Origin of the sequence: Microbulbifer pacificus (assembly GCF_002959965.1) — a bacterium.
Classification (GTDB): Bacteria; Pseudomonadota; Gammaproteobacteria; order Pseudomonadales; family Cellvibrionaceae; genus Microbulbifer; species Microbulbifer pacificus_A.
The window spans coordinates 1,379,019-1,396,021 of record NZ_PREV01000026.1 but is presented as its reverse complement, the minus strand read 5'-3'; the positions used below and the strand labels follow the sequence as shown (position 1 = coordinate 1,396,021).

Sequence of the window (17,003 nt, the reverse complement as noted above, 5' to 3'; positions counted from 1 at the left end):
CCGGCGCCCGACCTTCAATTCGTGTTTTGGTACTTCGTAAGCATTAGTAGTGATTGTTTACTCTTCGCTGGTGTTCATCCAGCTGGGTGCACGCTTCTCTAAAAATGCGCTCAATCCTTCCTGTCCCTCGGGGGAAACTCTAACTGCAGCAATCAGCGCACTGGTCTGTCCCTGCAGCTCTTCATTGATCACTCTGTTCGACATGGACATCGCCAGCTGCTTGGCCATGGTGACGGCGTTGGGGCCGTTGTCGACGATGCTGTTCACCAGCTTCTGCACGGTCAAATCCAGATCGCTTTCGTGCACCACTTCGGAAACCAGGCCGATTTCCTTGGCGCGTTCCGCGGAGAAGCGCTCGGCAGTAACGAAGTAGCGACGTGCCTGGCGGGCGCCGATGGCGTTGATGACGTAGGGGCTGATGGTGGCTGGCAGCAGGCCGATTTTTACTTCGCTCAGGCAGAAGCTGGCGCGCTCGGCGGCGACGGCAATGTCACAGCAGCTGACGAGGCCGACTGCGCCGCCGAATGCGGCACCCTGCACACGGGCGATGGTGGGCGCCGGGAACTGGTCGAGTTTGTGCAGCATGGCGGCGAGTGTGGCGGCGTCGCTGCGATTCTGTTCCTCACTGTACTCCACCATGCGCTTCATCCAGTTGAGGTCGGCACCGGCGGAGAAGTTCTTGCCATTGGAGGCGAGGATCAGCGCGCGCACACCGCCACTGCGGGCGAGCTTGTCAAAGGTCTCGCCGAGCTGGCGGATCAGGTCATCGTCGAAGGCGTTGTGAATCTCCGGGCGGTTGAGGGTAACCGTGGCCACGCCTTCGTTGTCGATTTCGCACAGCATTTTTTCGGTCATGGCTTTCTCGCTCAAAATAGGTCCTTGGATTTCGGCAATAACTACGGAGTCGATAAGGTTCTGATGCCGGTATTGCTTTGCTGGACCTTCTGCGACAGGGATGTCGCGGAAGAGCCCCCAGGGATGGGTTCACGGCGTGTCCAGCAAAGCAATACCGGCAGCAGGACCCGCGCAGAACTTTCCCTGTGCACTGTTTTACATTCGGAAAACCCCGAACTTCGTCTCTTCCGGTTCCTTGTGCGTCGCCGCCGCCAGACACAGTCCCAGCACGGTGCGCGTATCTTTCGGGTCGATAACGCCATCGTCCCACAGGCGCGCGGAGGCGTAATAGGGGTGGCCCTGGTGTTCATAGTCGTCGATGATCGGCTGCTTGAACTTGGCAATTTCTTCCGCGCTCCAGTCCTCGCCCTGTGCCGCCATCTGATCCTTCTTCACCTGCGCCAGCACCCCCGCCGCCTGCTCGCCGCCCATCACGGAAATACGCGCATTGGGCCACATAAACAGGAAATTCGGATCGTAAGCGCGGCCACACATACCGTAGTTGCCCGCACCGAAGGAGCCGCCGATCAGAATGGTGATCTTGGGTACCTTGGCGGTCGCCACCGCGGTCACCATCTTTGCCCCGTGCTTGGCAATACCACCCGCCTCGTACTGCCTGCCCACCATAAAACCGGTAATGTTCTGCAGGAATACCAGCGGAATATTGCGCTGCGCACACAGCTCGATAAAGTGCGCGCCTTTTTGTGCACTCTCGGCAAACAGGATGCCATTGTTGGCCACGATGCCTACCGGATAGCCGTGGATGCGCGCGAAACCGGTCACCAGCGTAGTGCCGTACATCGCCTTGAATTCATCAAACTCCGAACCGTCTACCACCCGCGCAATGATTTCGCGCACATCGTACGGCTGGCGGGAATCCTTTGGCACAATGCCGTAAATCTCTTCCGGTGGATAAATCGGCTCCACCGGCTTGGTGATATCGAGGCCCGGATTTTTCACCCGGTTCAGACGCGCCACCGAATTGCGCGCGATCTGCAATGCGTGGGTATCGTTATTGGCAAAATGGTCGGAAACCCCGGAAATCTTGCAGTGCACCTCCGCACCACCGAGATCCTCCGCGGAAACCTCTTCTCCAGTCGCCGCCTTCACCAGGGGCGGGCCCGCCAGGAAAATCGTCGCCTGCTCCTTCACCATAATCGACTCATCCGCCATCGCCGGCACATAAGCACCGCCCGCGGTACAGCTGCCCATCACCACCGCGATCTGCGGAATGTTCTTCGCCGACAGATTGGCCTGATTGAAGAAGATGCGCCCGAAGTGCTCGCGATCCGGAAATACATCGTCCTGACGCGGCAGGTTGGCACCGCCGGAATCGACGAGATAGATACAGGGAAGATTGTTCTGCTCCGCAATCGCCTGCGCGCGCAGGTGCTTTTTCACCGTCAGCGGGTAATAGGTGCCACCTTTCACCGTCGCGTCGTTGGCCACGATCACACAGGGCTGGCCAGACACGGTACCGATACCGGTGAGAATACCGGCCGCCGGGACGTCTTCACCGTACACGTCATAGGCGGCGAGTTGGGAAAATTCCAGGAACGGACTGCCCGGGTCGAGCAGCGCATCGATGCGATCCCGCGGCAACAACTTGCCGCGGGATACATGTTTTTCCCGCGCGCGTTCACTACCACCCTTGGCGATGGTTTCCAGCTTTTCCCGCAGATCGTCGACGATCTTCTGCATCTGCGCGCGGTTTTCGGCGAATGCGGGATCGCGGGAATTAATTTTGCTCTGAATCTGATTCATAAAAAGTACGAGGCCAATTCGTAGTCAGAACCTGGATGCGAAGGTGCTGCTGCCGGGGCGGGTTTGCCAGACCTTCTAAAACAGGGATGTTTTAGAAGAGCCCCCAGGGATGGGTTCACGGCGTGTCTGGCAAACCCGCCCCGGCAGCAGCACTGCCACCAAAATAAAAAAGAACTCAGCGAGTTTCGTTAAACAGCTCGCGGCCGATCAACATGCGACGAATCTCGGAAGTGCCGGCGCCGATTTCGTAGAGCTTGGCATCGCGCAACAGCCGACCGGTGGCGTACTCATTGATATACCCATTGCCACCCAGCGTCTGAATTGCCTGCAGCGCCATCTGCGTCGCGCGCTCCGCAGTAAACAGGATCACCGCCGCAGAATCCTTGCGCGAATCCTCACCGCGATCACAAGCCTTCGCCACCGCATACAGATACGCGCGGCTCGCATTCAGATCCGCGTACATATCCGCCACCTTGCCCTGCATCAGCTGGAACTCACCAATCGCCCTGCCGAACTGCTTGCGCTCGTGAATGTACGGCACAACGATATCCATGCACGCCTGCATGATTCCCACCGGGCCAGCAGACAGAATCGTGCGCTCATAATCGAGCCCGCTCATCAGCACCCGCACACCGCCATTCAGCTGACCAAGGATATTCTCCTCCGGTACCTCACAGTCCTGAAACACCAGCTCACAGGTATTCGACCCGCGCATCCCCAGCTTGTCCAGCTTCTGCGCCTGAGTGAATCCCTTGAAACCGCGCTCCACAATGAACGCCGTAATTCCACCGGAACTGATGCCCGGCTCCGTGCGCGCGTAGATCACATAGGTGTCTGCATCCGGACCATTGGTAATCCACATCTTGTTGCCGTTCAGGATAAAACGGTCGCCCTTCTTCTCCGCCTTCAACTGCAGGCTCACCACATCGGAACCGGAGTTTGGCTCGCTCATCGCCAGCGCACCGATATGCTCACCGGAACACAGCTTCGGCAGATATTTTGCCTTCTGCTCCGGGGTGCCGTTCTTGCGGATCTGGTTCACGCACAGATTCGAGTGGGCACCGTAAGACAGACCGACGGAAGCGGACGCGCGGGAAATCTCCTCCATCGCCACCGCGTGGGCCAGGTAGCCCATGTTCGAGCCGCCGTACTCCTCCTCCACGGTCATGCCCAACAGACCCAGCTCACCGAACTTCTTCCACATATCGGCGGGGAAAAGATTGTCCTCGTCGATCTGGGCCGCGCGCGGCGCCAGCTCCGCCTGGCAGAACTTGTAGACCATGTCCCGCAGCATATCGATGTCTTCGCCGAGGTCGAAGTTGAGGGTTGGGTAAGGTGTATTCATGGCGTGCTCCGCTTGAAATCAGTCAGAGGTTTAAATCGGTAAAGGGTTAAAACAGTCAGATTCAGGATGTCTGTTCTTTCAGCGCCGCCTGGGTGCGGGCGCTCGCTTCGTCCAGCTGCGCGAGCATCTTCTCGATATCCCGTTGCTGTTGGCGCAGCTGTTGGCGTTTGGCGTCGATACGCTCGAGGAGGCGGTTCAGCTGGTCCACATTGCCCTTGCTGGGGTCGTACATGTCGATAATTTCCCGGCTCTCGTCGAGGGAGAACCCGAGGCGCTTGCCGCGCAGGATCAGCTTCAGGCGCACCCGGTCTTCCGGCGAGTAAACCCGCGTCTGCCCGCGCCGCTCCGGGCTGAGCAGCCCCTTGTCCTCATAAAAGCGGATGGTGCGGGTGGTAATCCCGAACTCCTGGGCCAGCTCGGAGATGCTGTGGCTGGTGGGGCCTGTAGTTGTGGTTGGGGCGTTCATGGGCCATTCCTCAGATGTGCCTGAAGGATAGTTGACGTTTACGTTAACGTAAACGTCAATCTGGGCCAAAAGGTGACTGAAATGTAAAAGATAGTCCGCATGGCGCGGCGAGGCCCTATCCAGCGCTGTTCGGCCGGATAGGGTGGAGGGCTTGAGAAGAAGTTACCGGTTACTAGGGAGCATCTCGGCAGTCAGATATTCACGGTAGTAAGCGCTCGCCAGCAGCTGCTTGGCTTCCTCGATATCCGGTGCGAAGTAGCGGTCCTTGTCGTAGAAGGGCACGCGCTCGCGCAGGGCGGCTTTGGCGTTCTCCAGCTTTTCGGTGGTCTTCAGCGGGGCGCGGAAGTCGAGGCCCTGGCAGGCGGCCAGCAGTTCCACCGCAAGGATGCCGCAGGTGTTGTCGGCCATATCGCGCAGGCGACGGCCGGCGAAGGTGGCCATGGACACATGGTCTTCCTGGTTGGCGGACGTCGGCAGGGAGTCGACGCTTGCCGGGTGGGCGAAGGTTTTGTTCTCGCTGGCCAGTGCCGCGGAGGTGACCTGGGCGATCATGAAACCGGAGTTTACCCCGCCGTTGTCCACCAAAAACGGTGGCAGGCCGGACAGGTTGGAGTCGATCAGCAGCGCCATGCGGCGCTCGGACAGGGAGCCGATTTCCGCGATCGCCAGCGCCAGGTTGTCGGCCACCATCGCCACCGGTTCCGCGTGGAAGTTGCCGCCGGAGATGATGTCGGAGTTTTCCGGGTTTTCCTCGTCGGTAAAGACCAGCGGGTTGTCGGAAACTCCGTTGGCTTCCGCCAGCAGCACTTCGGCGGCAAAGCGGATCTGTTGCAGGCAGGCGCCCATCACCTGGGGCTGGCAGCGGAGGCTGTAGGGGTCCTGAACTTTGGCGCAGTCATGGTGTGATTCACCGATCTCACTGCTGTCACCCAGCAGCTCGCGGTAGCTCGCGGCCACGTCGCGCTGGGCTCTCTGGCCGCGCACCATGTGAATGCGATCGTCGAATGGGCGGCGGGAGCCTTTTGCGGCTTCCAGGGTCAGCGCGCCGGTCACCACCGCGCCGGCAAACAGGTCTTCCGCGGAGAACAAACCCTGCAGGGCAAAGGCGGTGGACGCCTGGGTGCCGTTCAGCAGGGCCAGGCCCTCCTTCGGCGCCAGTACCAGCGGGCGCATTTCGGCAAAGCGCAGGCCTTCGGATGCCGGCTTGCGTTCGCCATTGATAAAGCATTCGCCTTCACCCAGCAGCACCACGCTCATATGCGCGAGTGGTGCCAGGTCGCCGGAGGCACCCACGGAGCCTTTTTCCGGAATCGCCGGGTAAACGCCGGCGTTGACCAGCTTGATCAGCGCTTCGATCACAGCCGGGCGCACGCCGGAGTAACCGCGCGCGAGGGAATTGATCTTCAGCACCATCAGCAGGCGCACCGTGTCTTCGGTCATGAAGTTGCCGGTGCCGGCAGCGTGGGAGAGCACAATGGCGCGCTGCAGGGTTTCCAGGTCTTTCTTTTCAATGCGGGTGTTGGCCAGCAGACCGAAACCGGTGTTGATGCCGTACACGGTGCGACCCTGTTCCAGCACCAGTGCCACAGTTTTGGCGGAGGCTTCGATGGCCGGGTAGGCGTCTTTGGCAAGGCTCAGCTGCACGGGCTCGCGGGCGACGCGGCGCAGTTGTTCCAGGCTCAATTGGCCGGGGGTGATTTCCAGTTGGTACATAAATTTCTCACCGAAAATAAATTCTTAAATTCAGGCCGGAAGTCGTTTCACGACGTAGCGAGCGGGTGGCTGGCAGTATTCGTGGGACGGCTTCCATTAGTCCTTGAGCATCGGCAGGTCCAGGCCCTGCTCACGTGCGCAATTTTTGGCGATGTCGTAACCCGCATCCGCGTGACGCATGACACCGGTGGCCGGATCGTTCCACAGTACGCGGCCAATGCGCTTGGCGGCGGCTTCGGTGCCGTCGCACACAATGACCACACCGGAGTGCTGGGAGAAGCCCATGCCCACGCCGCCACCGTGGTGCAGCGAAACCCAGGTAGCGCCGGAGGCTGTGTTCAGCAGGGCGTTCAGCAGCGGCCAATCGGAGACGGCATCACTGCCGTCCATCATGGATTCGGTTTCGCGATTGGGGCTGGCCACGGAGCCTGAGTCGAGGTGGTCGCGGCCGATCACTACCGGTGCTTCCAGTTCGCCGTTCGCTACCATTTCGTTGAATGCCTGCGCCAGGCGCGCGCGGTCTTTAAGACCGACCCAGCAGATACGCGCCGGCAAACCCTGGAACTGGATGCGCTCGCGGGCCATATCCAGCCAGTTGTGCAGCTGCGGATTGTCCGGGATCAGTTCTTTTACCTTGGCGTCGGTCTTGTAGATATCTTCCGGGTTGCCGGAGAGTGCTGCCCAGCGGAAGGGGCCGATGCCTTCGCAGAACAGCGGGCGGATGTAGGCCGGTACAAAGCCTGGGAAGTCGAACGCATTTTTCACGCCCACTTCGAACGCCATCTGGCGGATGTTGTTGCCGTAGTCGAGGGTGGCGGCGCCGCGCTTTTGCAGTTCCAGCATGGCTTCCACCTGGATGCCCATGGATTTTTTGGCTTCCTTCACTACCAGTGCTTCGTCGGCTTTGCGCATCTCGGCAGCCTGCTCCATGGTCCAGCCTTTCGGCAGGTAGCCGTTCAGCGGGTCGTGGGCGGAGGTCTGGTCGGTAACACAGTCGGGCAGGATGCCACGCTCGACAATTTCCGGGAATACGTCAGCGGCGTTGCCGAGCAGGCCGACGGAAATGGCCTCGTCCTTTTCCATCGCTTCATTGATCATTGCCAGGGCTTCGTCGAGGCTGGTGGCTTTTTTGTCCACGTAGCCGGTGCGCAGGCGGAAGTCGATGCGGGTTTCATCGCACTCGACGGCGATCATGCTGAAGCCGGCCATGGTGGCTGCGAGAGGCTGGGCGCCGCCCATGCCGCCGAGGCCGCCGGTGAGCACCCATTTGCCTTTGGCGACGCCATCAAAGTGTTTGCGTGCGACCGCGGCAAAAGTTTCGTAGGTGCCCTGGACGATGCCCTGGGAGCCGATGTAGATCCAGGAGCCGGCGGTCATCTGGCCGTACATGGCGAGGCCTTTTTTATCCAGCTCGTTGAAGTGTTCCCAGTTGGCCCAGTGGGGGACGAGGTTGGAGTTGGCGATGAGGACGCGGGGGGCGTCGGCGTGGGTTTTGAATACGCCGACGGGTTTGCCGGACTGGACCAGCAGAGTTTCGTCGTCTTCCAAGCGCTTCAGTACTTCGACAATTTTGTCGTAGCACTCCCAGTCGCGCGCGGCGCGGCCGATACCGCCGTAGACGACGAGGTCTTCCGGGCGCTCGGCGACGTCGGGGTGCAGGTTGTTCATCAGCATGCGCAGGGGGGCTTCGGTAAGCCAGCTTTTCGCATTCAGCTGGGTGCCGATGGGGGCGATGATTTTGCGGCTGGGGTCGTGACGTTTGTCGGTCATGGTTGCCTCGTCTTTTCCAAATTCTTGGTTTGAAATTACGGTCTGTGGGTTTTTGGCCCCGGAGCTCTGGTTTTGGTGCGGTGGCGGCGGGGCACCGGGGGCGGGCTTTCGGGACCGCTGCGAGTACATCCATGTACGCTGCGTCGCAAACGTCCCTGTTTGCGACGCTCCCGAAAACCCGCCCCCGGTACCCCACCTTCAATTCAAATTTCTGTGCTTCGTTTCTCGTCATCCCGGACTTGATCCGGGATCCAGTGGTCGAGCGGAGTCCTTAAGCTGGATACCGGCATACGCCGGTATGACCCCGGATTTAAAACCTGAGTTGCGCGCCAAGTCGGTACCGATTTCCTGGGTGCACCAACCGCGCAAAACTCACCGTGCCCGCACTGCTTTTTGTGCGTCGCCAGATCTGCAGGCACGCAGTGCCCGGTTTGATTTCCAGTGCCTTCCCGACCGCTTCATCGGCACCAGTGGCTTCAACGGTGGTATCCACTTCCGTCAGCGGCGCGACGCGGGTGAGGTATTCGTTGGGGGTGGCTGCGCTGAAGTCCTGTTGCAGGTATTCCGGCACCAGTGTCGGGTTGGTATAGCGTTCCTCGAACTGGATCGGCAGGCCGTTGTCCAGGTGCACGATGATGGAGTGATACACCGCGGCACCTTCGGTCAGGCCGAGGGCGCGGGCGACTTCGGTGTTGGCGACGGTCTGCTCCAGTGTGAGGATGCGGTTGCTGTAACTGTGACCGCGGGCGGCGATTTCGTCGGCGATATTGCGGACTTCCAGCAGGGAGCCGGCGGCGACGGGTTCGGCGACGAAGGTGCCGAGGCCCTGGGAGCGCATGAGTACGCCCTCGTCGGTGAGCTCGGAGAGCGCGCGGCGGGCGGTCATGCGGCTGACGTTGAAGTCTTGGGACAGTTGGTTTTCCGAGGGCACACGGAAGTGCGCCGGCCACTCGCCGCTTTCGATCTGCGCGCGGATGTGCGCCTTGATCGCGGCGTAGCGGGGCTGACTGCTGCTTTCCGGGGCCAATGTCTGACTGCTCATACTTGTGTGGTCTTCGCCTGCTCGGGTAAAGTGCCTGCCGGGTTGTACATTCTTGTATATACAAGTTTGTTGAGGCGCAACTATGGATTCAGGCTCGTCGGCTGTCAATAGAGGGTGAGTGTTCGCCTGCGGGCAGGCTCCTACAGTGACTGGCCGCCACCAGCCCGGAAAAAGGCCTTGAGCGTGAATCCGCGCCAAAAATCCCAACCCGGGCTATTGTTAGAATTAACGCCAACTCAGTGAGCGAAGATGACCGAACGCTGTGATCTGCTGATTACCAATGTCCACGCGGCCACCATGGACCCGTCTCTGCCGGGTGCCTATGGGGCGATTGAGGATGCCGCGGTGGCGGTGACCGGCAACAAGATCGTATGGATAGGCCCGCGCCGCGAGCTGCCGGAGTGTGCCGCCGACCAGATCGTCGATGGCGAGGGTCAGTGGCTGACCCCGGGGCTGATCGACTGCCATACCCACCTGGTATACGGCGGCCATCGCGCCAGTGAATTTGCCCGCCGTCTCGGTGGTGAAAGTTACGAAGACGTCGCCCGCGCCGGCGGCGGTATCCTCTCCACCGTACGCGCCACCCGTGCCGCCAGCGCCGCCGACCTGTACCGCAGTGCCGAGCCGCGCCTCAAAGCCCTGATGCGTGAAGGCGTCACCACCGTCGAAATCAAGTCCGGCTACGGCCTCGACCTCGACACCGAGCTCAAGCAGCTGCGGGTGGCCCGCCGTCTCGCCCAGCACCACCCGGTGAATATCACCACCACCTGCCTCGCCGCCCACGCATTGCCGCCGGAGTACGATGGCCGTGCCGACGATTACATTACCCTGGTGTGCGAGGAAATCCTGCCCGCGGTAGCCAAAGAGCAACTGGCCGATGCGGTGGACATGTTCTGCGAGAACATCGCGTTTTCCGTCGAGCAGTGCCAGCGCGTCATCGACGCCGCCCACAAGCTCGACCTGCCGGTAAAAGTCCACGCCGAACAGCTCGCCAGTACCGGTGCTACCCGCATGGCTGCCAGAGCGAGCGCGCTGTCCGTCGACCATATCGAATACATCACCGATGAGGACGTCGCCGCCATGGCCGAGAGCGGCACCGCCGCGGTACTGCTGCCCGGCGCCTTCTACACCCTGAAAGAAACCCGCGTGCCGCCGGTAGAAAAACTGCGCGCTTCCGGCGTGCCCATGGCCATCTCCACCGACCTGAATCCCGGCACCTGCCCCATCGCCTCCCTGCGGCTGATGATGAACATGAGCTGCAATCTGTTCGGCCTCACCCCGGCGGAAGCCCTCGCCGGCGTCACCCGCGCCGCCGCTCGCGCACTGGGTATCTGCTGTTCGCGCGGTGTGCTGCGCGCGGGCCTGCGCGCCGACATGGTGCTGTGGCCGATGGACAGCCCGGATCAGCTCGCCTATGAAGTGGGCGCGCTGCAACCTGTAGAGATTTTTGTGGGGGGACGCCATGTTACAGCTGGCTGATATGCGCCTGTGGAGCGGTCGGATCGACAGCGAGGACGGCAAGGCCGGTCGCCGCTGGCACCAGGATATCGTGCCTCTGCACCTCGACAGCCCGCCCGGTTTCGCCATTCTCGGCTTTGCTTCCGACGAAGGTGTGCGCCGCAACAAGGGCCGCATTGGCGCCGCCAAGGGGCCGCGAATTCTGCGTCTCGCGCTGGCCAACCTGCCCAAAACGTTCGGTGCACCGCTGTATGACGCCGGCAACGTGCGGGTGGAAAAAGAGGATCTGGAATCGGCCCAGGCCATGCTCGGCGCGCGCATTACCGAGCTGATGGGCGCGGGCCATTTTCCGATGGTGCTCGGCGGCGGTCACGAGATCGCCTACGGCAGTTACCAGGGCATTGCGCGCTGGATGCGCGAGCAGCACCGCGACAAGACCCTCGGCATCATCAACTTCGATGCCCACCTGGATATCCGCCTGCCGGCCCCCCGGGGTTCTTCGGGCACGCCGTTCTACCAGATTGCGGAGCAGTGTGATCTGAACGGCCGCTCCTTCAACTACCTGTGCGTGGGCGCCGCCGCCACCGCCAATACGCCCGCGTTGTATCACCGTGCCGAGGAGCTCGGCGTACAGGTGATCTCCGATCGCGAGATTGTGCCCTGGCGCATTGAGCTGGTGCAGAAACAGATCGCCGACTTCATCGACCGGGTGGATTTCGTCTACCTCACCATCGATCTGGATGTGTTCCCGGCGGCGATCATGCCCGCCGTGAGTGCGCCCGCCGGACGCGGTGTGACCTTTGAACTGTTCGAGTCGCTGCTGGATACGGTGCTGGAGTCGAAAAAGGTGTGTCTGGCAGATATTGCCGAGTTCAACCCCTATTTCGACATTGAGGATCACGCCGCCCGCACCGCCGCGCGGGTGATTTTTCAGATCGCCAACGGCATCAAGGGCTGATAGACACCGCCAGTTGGCGCTCGCTCGCGGGCGCCATCCAGCCCTTTCCCGTCCCTTACGTTTCCCGATTCGTTATCCACTCTCCACGCGCATGGCGTGCCATCCCTACACGTCATCCACGCTAATTGGTACGCTCGTTTCAGAAATGTGACGCGCGTCGCAGTCTGTTGCGGTTGTATGGGAAAAGCCCGCAACAATGTCGACATTTCCGGTGAACCTGTGAAATAAATTTCGTGGGCGCTTAGTCGCGCCGCAATCCATGTGTAATTTCAAGTCGCAGAACTCTGAGAATGATCCCGGGTAGGAGCTGTGGGGCGACGTGTAGCGAAGCTCCAGGTAGCTGCGAATTCCGACAGAGCAATAAAAAAAACTTTTAGGGGATATTTATGACGAAGTTCCAACTGAACGGGCGGCGCCCCATTGCGCTTGCGGTCGCCTTTGCCGCGGGCGCGCTAGTGCCGGCTTTTGCCAGTGCGGTGGAGATGGACGAGGTCATTGTTACCGCACAGAAGCGCGAGCAGAACGCGCTGGAAGTGCCGGTAACCGTTGACACCTTCTCCTCCGCGGATCTGGAAAACACCAATGCGCTGAAGCTCAGCGACATGGATGACTTCATTCCCGGTTTCGATGTCGGCTCCGGTGTCACCCAGTCCTCCATCGGCATCCGCGGCGTGAGCAGTTCCAATATCAGCGCCGGCGGCGACCCCTCCGTTGCGGTGTTCTACGACGATGCCTATGTGCCGGCCGCGGCCACCTCCATGTCTTTTGCCGACATGCAGCGGGTGGAAGTCCTGAAAGGCCCGCAGGGCACCCTGTTTGGCCGCAACGCGGCGGCGGGGACCGTGAATCTGGTGCCGAATCCGCCACAGCCGGAATTTGATGCTTTCGTATCCACTCGCGTGGGCAATTACGGTCTGACCCAGCTTGAGGGTATGGTCAACGCGCCACTGGCGGATAACTTCTTCGTGCGCGGCAACCTGATGAGTTACCAGCGCGACGGCTTCATCGAGAATGCGTTCCCCGGTGGCGACGACAGCGGCGCGGAAGAGATTGTCACCGGGCGCCTCGCCGCCCTCTGGCAGATCACCGACAAAACCGCCGCCCAGTTGTCTTACGACTGGGACGATGTGGACAACGCCGCGCGCCAGGCCATCGGTGTGAGCGAATACGCCTACAGCACCAATCCGTTTGATCACAAAGTGGAAAACGATGTCGTTAATGGGGGTGAAACCCGCACGATGTCGTCCATCAACGCCAAGCTGACCCATACCTTCAGCGATGCCTGGAGCATGAAGTGGGTGTCCAACTACCGCCAGTGGGAAACGTCCAACCGCGAGGAGGAAGACGGCACCGCGGACATCACGCGCTACCTGGACACCAACAACACCTTTGACTCCGATATCAGTTACCACGAGTTGCAGGTCAATTTCAGCAGCGATCGTCTGAGCGCGGTAATGGGCGCGAACTACTCCCGTGAAGACATCTACCAGCGCACCGATGTAACCGCCTCGGCGGAATCCATCACCCGACTGGTGACTGCGGATATCGTCAATAACCAGGACCTGCGCGACATGATCGCCTACGGTGCCGCCCTGGAAGTGGGCGGTATGCCGGGAGATGGCGGTTACGGCGACGCGGCGGCAGCCTACGCACTGGGTATGCTGGATACCGTCGATCACCTGTGGGATGAAGGCGACTGGGCCACCTTTACCACGCTGGTTGCGCCTGCCGTTGGCATGTCGGGCCCGCTGCCCCAGGCCGATATGGTCTACGACATGATCGCCGGTGAACTCGGCACCGGTATGCTGTTCGGCCCACAGGCGTTCGCCGGCAAGTACTGGACCGAGTCGGTGGAAAATACCGGTGACTTCACCAACTACGGCGTCTATGCCGACTTCGACTATGCACTGACCGACAACTTCAATGTGCTCGCCGGCCTGCGCTACAGCACCGACAAGAAGTCTTTTACCTGGGAGACACCCGGAACCAGCTTTCGCGACCTGCGCGACGGTCTTGAAGAGGTGATTTTTTCCGAGAATGACGCCTACAACGTGGGCCAAGGCGTGCGCCGCGCCTCCGACAAGTGGAGCGCCACCACCGGTCGTCTCGTCGGCCAGTACCATTTCACCGAAGATGCCATGGCCTACCTGTCCTACTCCACCGGCTACAAGTCCGGCGGCTTCGACTCTCTCAACCTGCTCACTGCGGATAACCCGATCGAGCCGGAAGAAGTGGACAATATCGAGCTGGGCATCAAGGGCGACCTGCTGGACAACCTGCGCGTGCAGTTGAGCTACTTCGATATGACCGTCGACAACCGCCAGCGCAGTGTGGAGAGCAAACGCCCGGAATCCGCCAATGCGCTGCCGACCGTGATCAATGGCGACCAGCAGTTCAACGGCGTGGAAGTGACCGTGGACTGGATGGCGACCGAGTCCGTGCGCTTCGGTCTGGTCACCACCGTGCGCGACGCGGACTCCAAATGGGATCCCTACTACGATGCAGACGGGGAGCTGCAATCCGAGCGGGAGAAATCCTCCGTGGATACCGCTTACACGGTCACCTTCGACTGGGCGCCGACGATCTCCGTGGGCGATCTGAATCTGCACCTCGACTACATCTTTGTCGAGAACAGCGATGCCCTTGAGCCCGGTTTCCTGGCCAGCTTCAGCGATATCGACGGGGTGGGTGAGGATGACAGGCGTCTCAACGGGCGTCTGGCGTGGATGAACAGCGGCGGCAAGTACGAGCTGGCACTGTGGGGGCGCAACCTGCTGGACAACGAGCGCACCAATATCCCCAGTGGCCGAACCATGGCCGTGTTCGGTACGCCCTACACCTCCGTGTCGGAACCGCGCACCTACGGCGCCGAGGTCCGTTACAACTTCTGAGGACGTTGATCCATGTGGTTGCGGGCACAGCCTGCAATCCGGAAGTGCCAGAAAGCCGCCCGCTCTGTGGGCGGCTTTTTCGTTTTTTAAGTGTGAAAGGTTTTTGCGAAAGCGTGTGGAGGTCAGCGCTCGGGCACCGCCGGCTCGCTGCGCTGCGGCTCGGGTTCCGCTGGCTGTTGCCGCGGCGGGCGCCGCGTTTCCAGATAGCGCTTGAGGTAGGGCTTGTGGGTGTAGATCACATCCTCTGGCAGCCGGTGCAGATCAAAGAAGCGATAGCCGTAGATTTCCCCGTCATTGATGGCGATGTGCTGGTCTTTGAGGCGCCCGCGGATGGCGATATTGATAATCCCCGAGCGCGGTACCTTGTTCACCTCCAGCACCTCGAACTCGTCGATCCGGATATTCAGTTCCTCGCGCAACTCCCGCCGCGCTGACTCCTCGAAGGATTCGTTGCGCTCCATCCAGCCCCCGGGCAGTGCCCATTTGTCCTGGTAGGTATGGCGCACCAGCAGCAGCTGGTTATTGCGCTCAACGAAATAGACCATCCCCACTACAAATTTGTCGGTCAGGGCATAGGAAATGTTCCAGCGGATCTTTGGAGGTAACTTGCGATAGAGCTCGTACTTGAGCCCGGGAAAAACCACAAACGCCCCCGCCATCAGCAGACCCAGTGCCAACAGCAGGAGAATGGCTTTCTTCAGGAGTGATCGCATGGTCCCGGGACGGCTTCTTTCACAACAATGACAGGTAGAGTGTATCCGACCTGGGCCGGGGCTTTCGAGTTCTGATGCAGCCCGGGCACGGTTTGGGGCTATAGTGCACTAATCGCCCGTACAGGGGTCAGACAGCAATAATAACCCGCGGTTTCAGTGGCCCCGGCCGTGGAAGCCCGCAAAGGAATCACTCTATGCCGTCACATCCTTCCCGATCGGTCTCTGTCTGGTCCGTGTTCACCGGCCTGTTGGTGGCCGGTATCGCCTCCGCCGAGACGGCGGTGAAGAACCCGGCGACGGCCACCATCGAGCCCGCTCGCCTGGAATCCATTGTGGTCACCGCCATCGAACCACTGGTGGAAAAGTATCAGATTCCGGGAATGGCGCTTGCCCTGACGATTGATGGTGAACCCTATTTTTTCAATGTCGGTGAAACCGCGCTGGAGGGTGGCGTATCGGTGACTGAGCGCACTCTGTTTGAGATCGGCTCGGTGAGCAAAACCTTTACCGCCACGCTCGCCGCTTATGCGGAAGTGAAAGGTGCGCTGGATTTTGACAAGCCTGTCAGTGCCTACCTGCCGCCGCTGCGCGGCAGCGCCATGGATTCGGTCTCGGTGCTCAATCTCGCGACGCACACCGCCGGGCATTTTCCGCTGCAGGTGCCCGCGGAAGTGCGCAATGACGAACAACTGCTGGACTATTTCCGCGATTGGCAGCCGCAATACACGCCGGGCAGTAAGCGCACCTACTCCAACCCCGGCAGCGGCCTGTTGGGGCTGGTGGCAGCGCGCAGTCTGAATCAGCCCTTCGCCAGGGCGATGCAAGACAATATTTTCCGCGGGCTGGGACTGGCCGATACCTATATCGATGTGCCACAGGAAAAAATGGCGGGCTATGCCGAGGGCCACAACAGTGCACAGCAGCCGGTGCGGGTGGATGTGGGGCTGTTGGGGAAGGAGGCCTATGGCGTGCGTTCGAGCGCCGCGGACCTGACCCGCTACCTGGCGGCGCAGATGCAGCTGGTAAAGGTGGGGGCGGATCTCGAGCGGGCGCTGTGGCAAACCCGCCACGGCTACTTCAAAACGGATTTCTATGTACAGGACATGATGTGGGAACAGTACCCGTTGCCGGTGGACAAGGCGACGTTACTTGCGGGTAACTCGCGCGAGATGATCGGCGACCACCCGGTACGTGCGATTGTGCCCGCACTGCCGCCGCAGAAAAATGTTCTGATCAACAAGACCGGTTCTACCGGTGGCTTCTCCACCTACGTGGCATTTATCCCGGAAAAGCGCTTCGGCTTTGTACTGCTCGCCAACAAGTATTTTCCCAACGAAGAGCGCGTGGCGGTGTTGTATGAAATTCTTGCCTCATTAGTCCCGGATGCAACAGTAGCACCCGTGAAACAGAAGTGAATCGGATATACCTGTCCGCGTAGTGTTTTTGATCGCGGTGTCAAAGTTTCTGCCTGCTTGGACCGTTTGCGCCGCGTGATGTCAAAGGTCAGCGCGCCGGGCTGTTGTCCTGAGTCTGGATTGTTTCATCGCGTTCCAGAATCCAGCAGCGCGGATGGCTGGAAAAACCGAGATGCTCGTAATACGCGTTTGCCGCCGGCGCGGCGAGCAGGATCAATTTGCATCGCGGCCCAAGATTTTCCTGGGTGATGGTCAACAGTTGCCTGCCGATACCCGTTTTCTGGTGCTCACCACTGACGGCGAGATCAGAAAGGTAGCAGGCGTAGGTGAAGTCGGTGACACTGCGAGCGATCCCCGCCAGCTCGCCGCCGATCCAGGCGGAGACCGTGAGGTTGGCATTTTTTAGCATCCCTTCCATGCAGGCCCTGTCGTCCACGGGCCTGCGCTCCCCCAGCGTCGATCGTTTTAACAAATCTATGAATTGATCCGTGCTGATGGTCACGTTGGTTTTGTATTCGATCTGCATGCTGGTTGTGGCCGCCTGAGAATTTCCTGACCCGATCTGCCGAGTATC

The 17,003-nt window shown here is 60.5% G+C and carries 13 protein-coding genes; 4 read left to right on the top strand and 9 right to left on the bottom strand.

From position 1 onward, the window contains the following. Positions 1-57: 57 nt before the first annotated feature. The 7 genes from C3938_RS06255 to hutC form a co-directional block, all read right to left on the bottom strand. Positions 58-855 (bottom strand): enoyl-CoA hydratase/isomerase family protein, encoded by a 798-nt coding sequence (locus C3938_RS06255; protein WP_105102333.1) that lies wholly within the window; start codon positions 853-855, stop codon positions 58-60. 195 nt (positions 856-1,050) lie between these two features. Continuing rightward, positions 1,051-2,658, bottom strand: a complete 1,608-nt coding sequence (locus tag C3938_RS06250; RefSeq protein WP_105102332.1) for a carboxyl transferase domain-containing protein — start codon at positions 2,656-2,658, stop codon at positions 1,051-1,053. Positions 2,659-2,833: 175 nt separating this feature from the next. Further along, positions 2,834-4,003 carry an isovaleryl-CoA dehydrogenase gene (locus C3938_RS06245; RefSeq protein ID WP_105102331.1) on the bottom strand — a complete coding sequence of 390 codons (1,170 nt, stop codon included), beginning with the start codon at positions 4,001-4,003 and terminating at the stop codon, positions 2,834-2,836. Positions 4,004-4,064: 61 nt separating this feature from the next. Next, positions 4,065-4,469: a MerR family transcriptional regulator gene (locus tag C3938_RS06240; protein WP_105102330.1), complete on the bottom strand. Its 405-nt coding sequence runs from the start codon at positions 4,467-4,469 to the stop codon at positions 4,065-4,067. A 162-nt stretch (positions 4,470-4,631) separates the two neighbouring features. Then, complete coding sequence (gene hutH / locus C3938_RS06235; protein WP_105102329.1) at positions 4,632-6,182, bottom strand: histidine ammonia-lyase; 1,551 nt, start codon at positions 6,180-6,182, stop codon at positions 4,632-4,634. A gap of 96 nt (positions 6,183-6,278) precedes the next feature. Beyond that, a complete protein-coding gene (hutU, locus tag C3938_RS06230; RefSeq protein ID WP_105103248.1) occupies positions 6,279-7,952 on the bottom strand; it encodes a urocanate hydratase in 1,674 nt (557 codons plus the stop codon). A gap of 310 nt (positions 7,953-8,262) precedes the next feature. Continuing rightward, positions 8,263-8,994: a histidine utilization repressor gene (gene hutC, locus C3938_RS06225; RefSeq protein ID WP_105102328.1), complete on the bottom strand. Its 732-nt coding sequence runs from the start codon at positions 8,992-8,994 to the stop codon at positions 8,263-8,265. A gap of 249 nt (positions 8,995-9,243) precedes the next feature. Here hutC and hutI point away from each other — a divergent pair, with 249 nt between their 5' ends. The 3 genes from hutI (at position 9,244) to C3938_RS06210 (ending at position 14,301) form a co-directional block, all read left to right on the top strand. Beyond that, a complete protein-coding gene (hutI, locus tag C3938_RS06220; protein ID WP_105102327.1) occupies positions 9,244-10,473 on the top strand; it encodes an imidazolonepropionase in 1,230 nt (409 codons plus the stop codon). Next, entirely contained in the window at positions 10,457-11,410 is a 954-nt protein-coding gene (hutG, locus tag C3938_RS06215; RefSeq protein ID WP_105102326.1) for a formimidoylglutamase, read from the top strand. The genes hutI and hutG overlap by 17 nt, the downstream gene beginning before the upstream one ends. A 386-nt stretch (positions 11,411-11,796) precedes the next feature. Continuing rightward, positions 11,797-14,301 carry a TonB-dependent receptor gene (locus C3938_RS06210; RefSeq protein ID WP_105102325.1) on the top strand — a complete coding sequence of 835 codons (2,505 nt, stop codon included), beginning with the start codon at positions 11,797-11,799 and terminating at the stop codon, positions 14,299-14,301. A gap of 122 nt (positions 14,302-14,423) precedes the next feature. On the opposite strand, the gene C3938_RS06205 is transcribed toward C3938_RS06210, so the two are convergent. Beyond that, on the bottom strand, positions 14,424-15,014 hold the full coding sequence (locus C3938_RS06205; RefSeq protein ID WP_158681588.1) for an NUDIX hydrolase: 591 nt from the start codon (positions 15,012-15,014) through the stop codon (positions 14,424-14,426). A 194-nt stretch (positions 15,015-15,208) separates the two neighbouring features. On the opposite strand from C3938_RS06205, the gene ampC reads away from it, so the two are divergent. Further along, a complete protein-coding gene (gene ampC, locus C3938_RS06200) occupies positions 15,209-16,429 on the top strand; it encodes a class C beta-lactamase (RefSeq protein ID WP_105102324.1) in 1,221 nt (406 codons plus the stop codon). A gap of 88 nt (positions 16,430-16,517) precedes the next feature. Here the strand turns inward: ampC and C3938_RS06195 are convergent, their stop codons facing one another. After that, entirely contained in the window at positions 16,518-16,955 is a 438-nt protein-coding gene (locus C3938_RS06195) for a GNAT family N-acetyltransferase (protein WP_105102323.1), read from the bottom strand. Between the last annotated feature and the right edge of the window lie 48 nt (positions 16,956-17,003).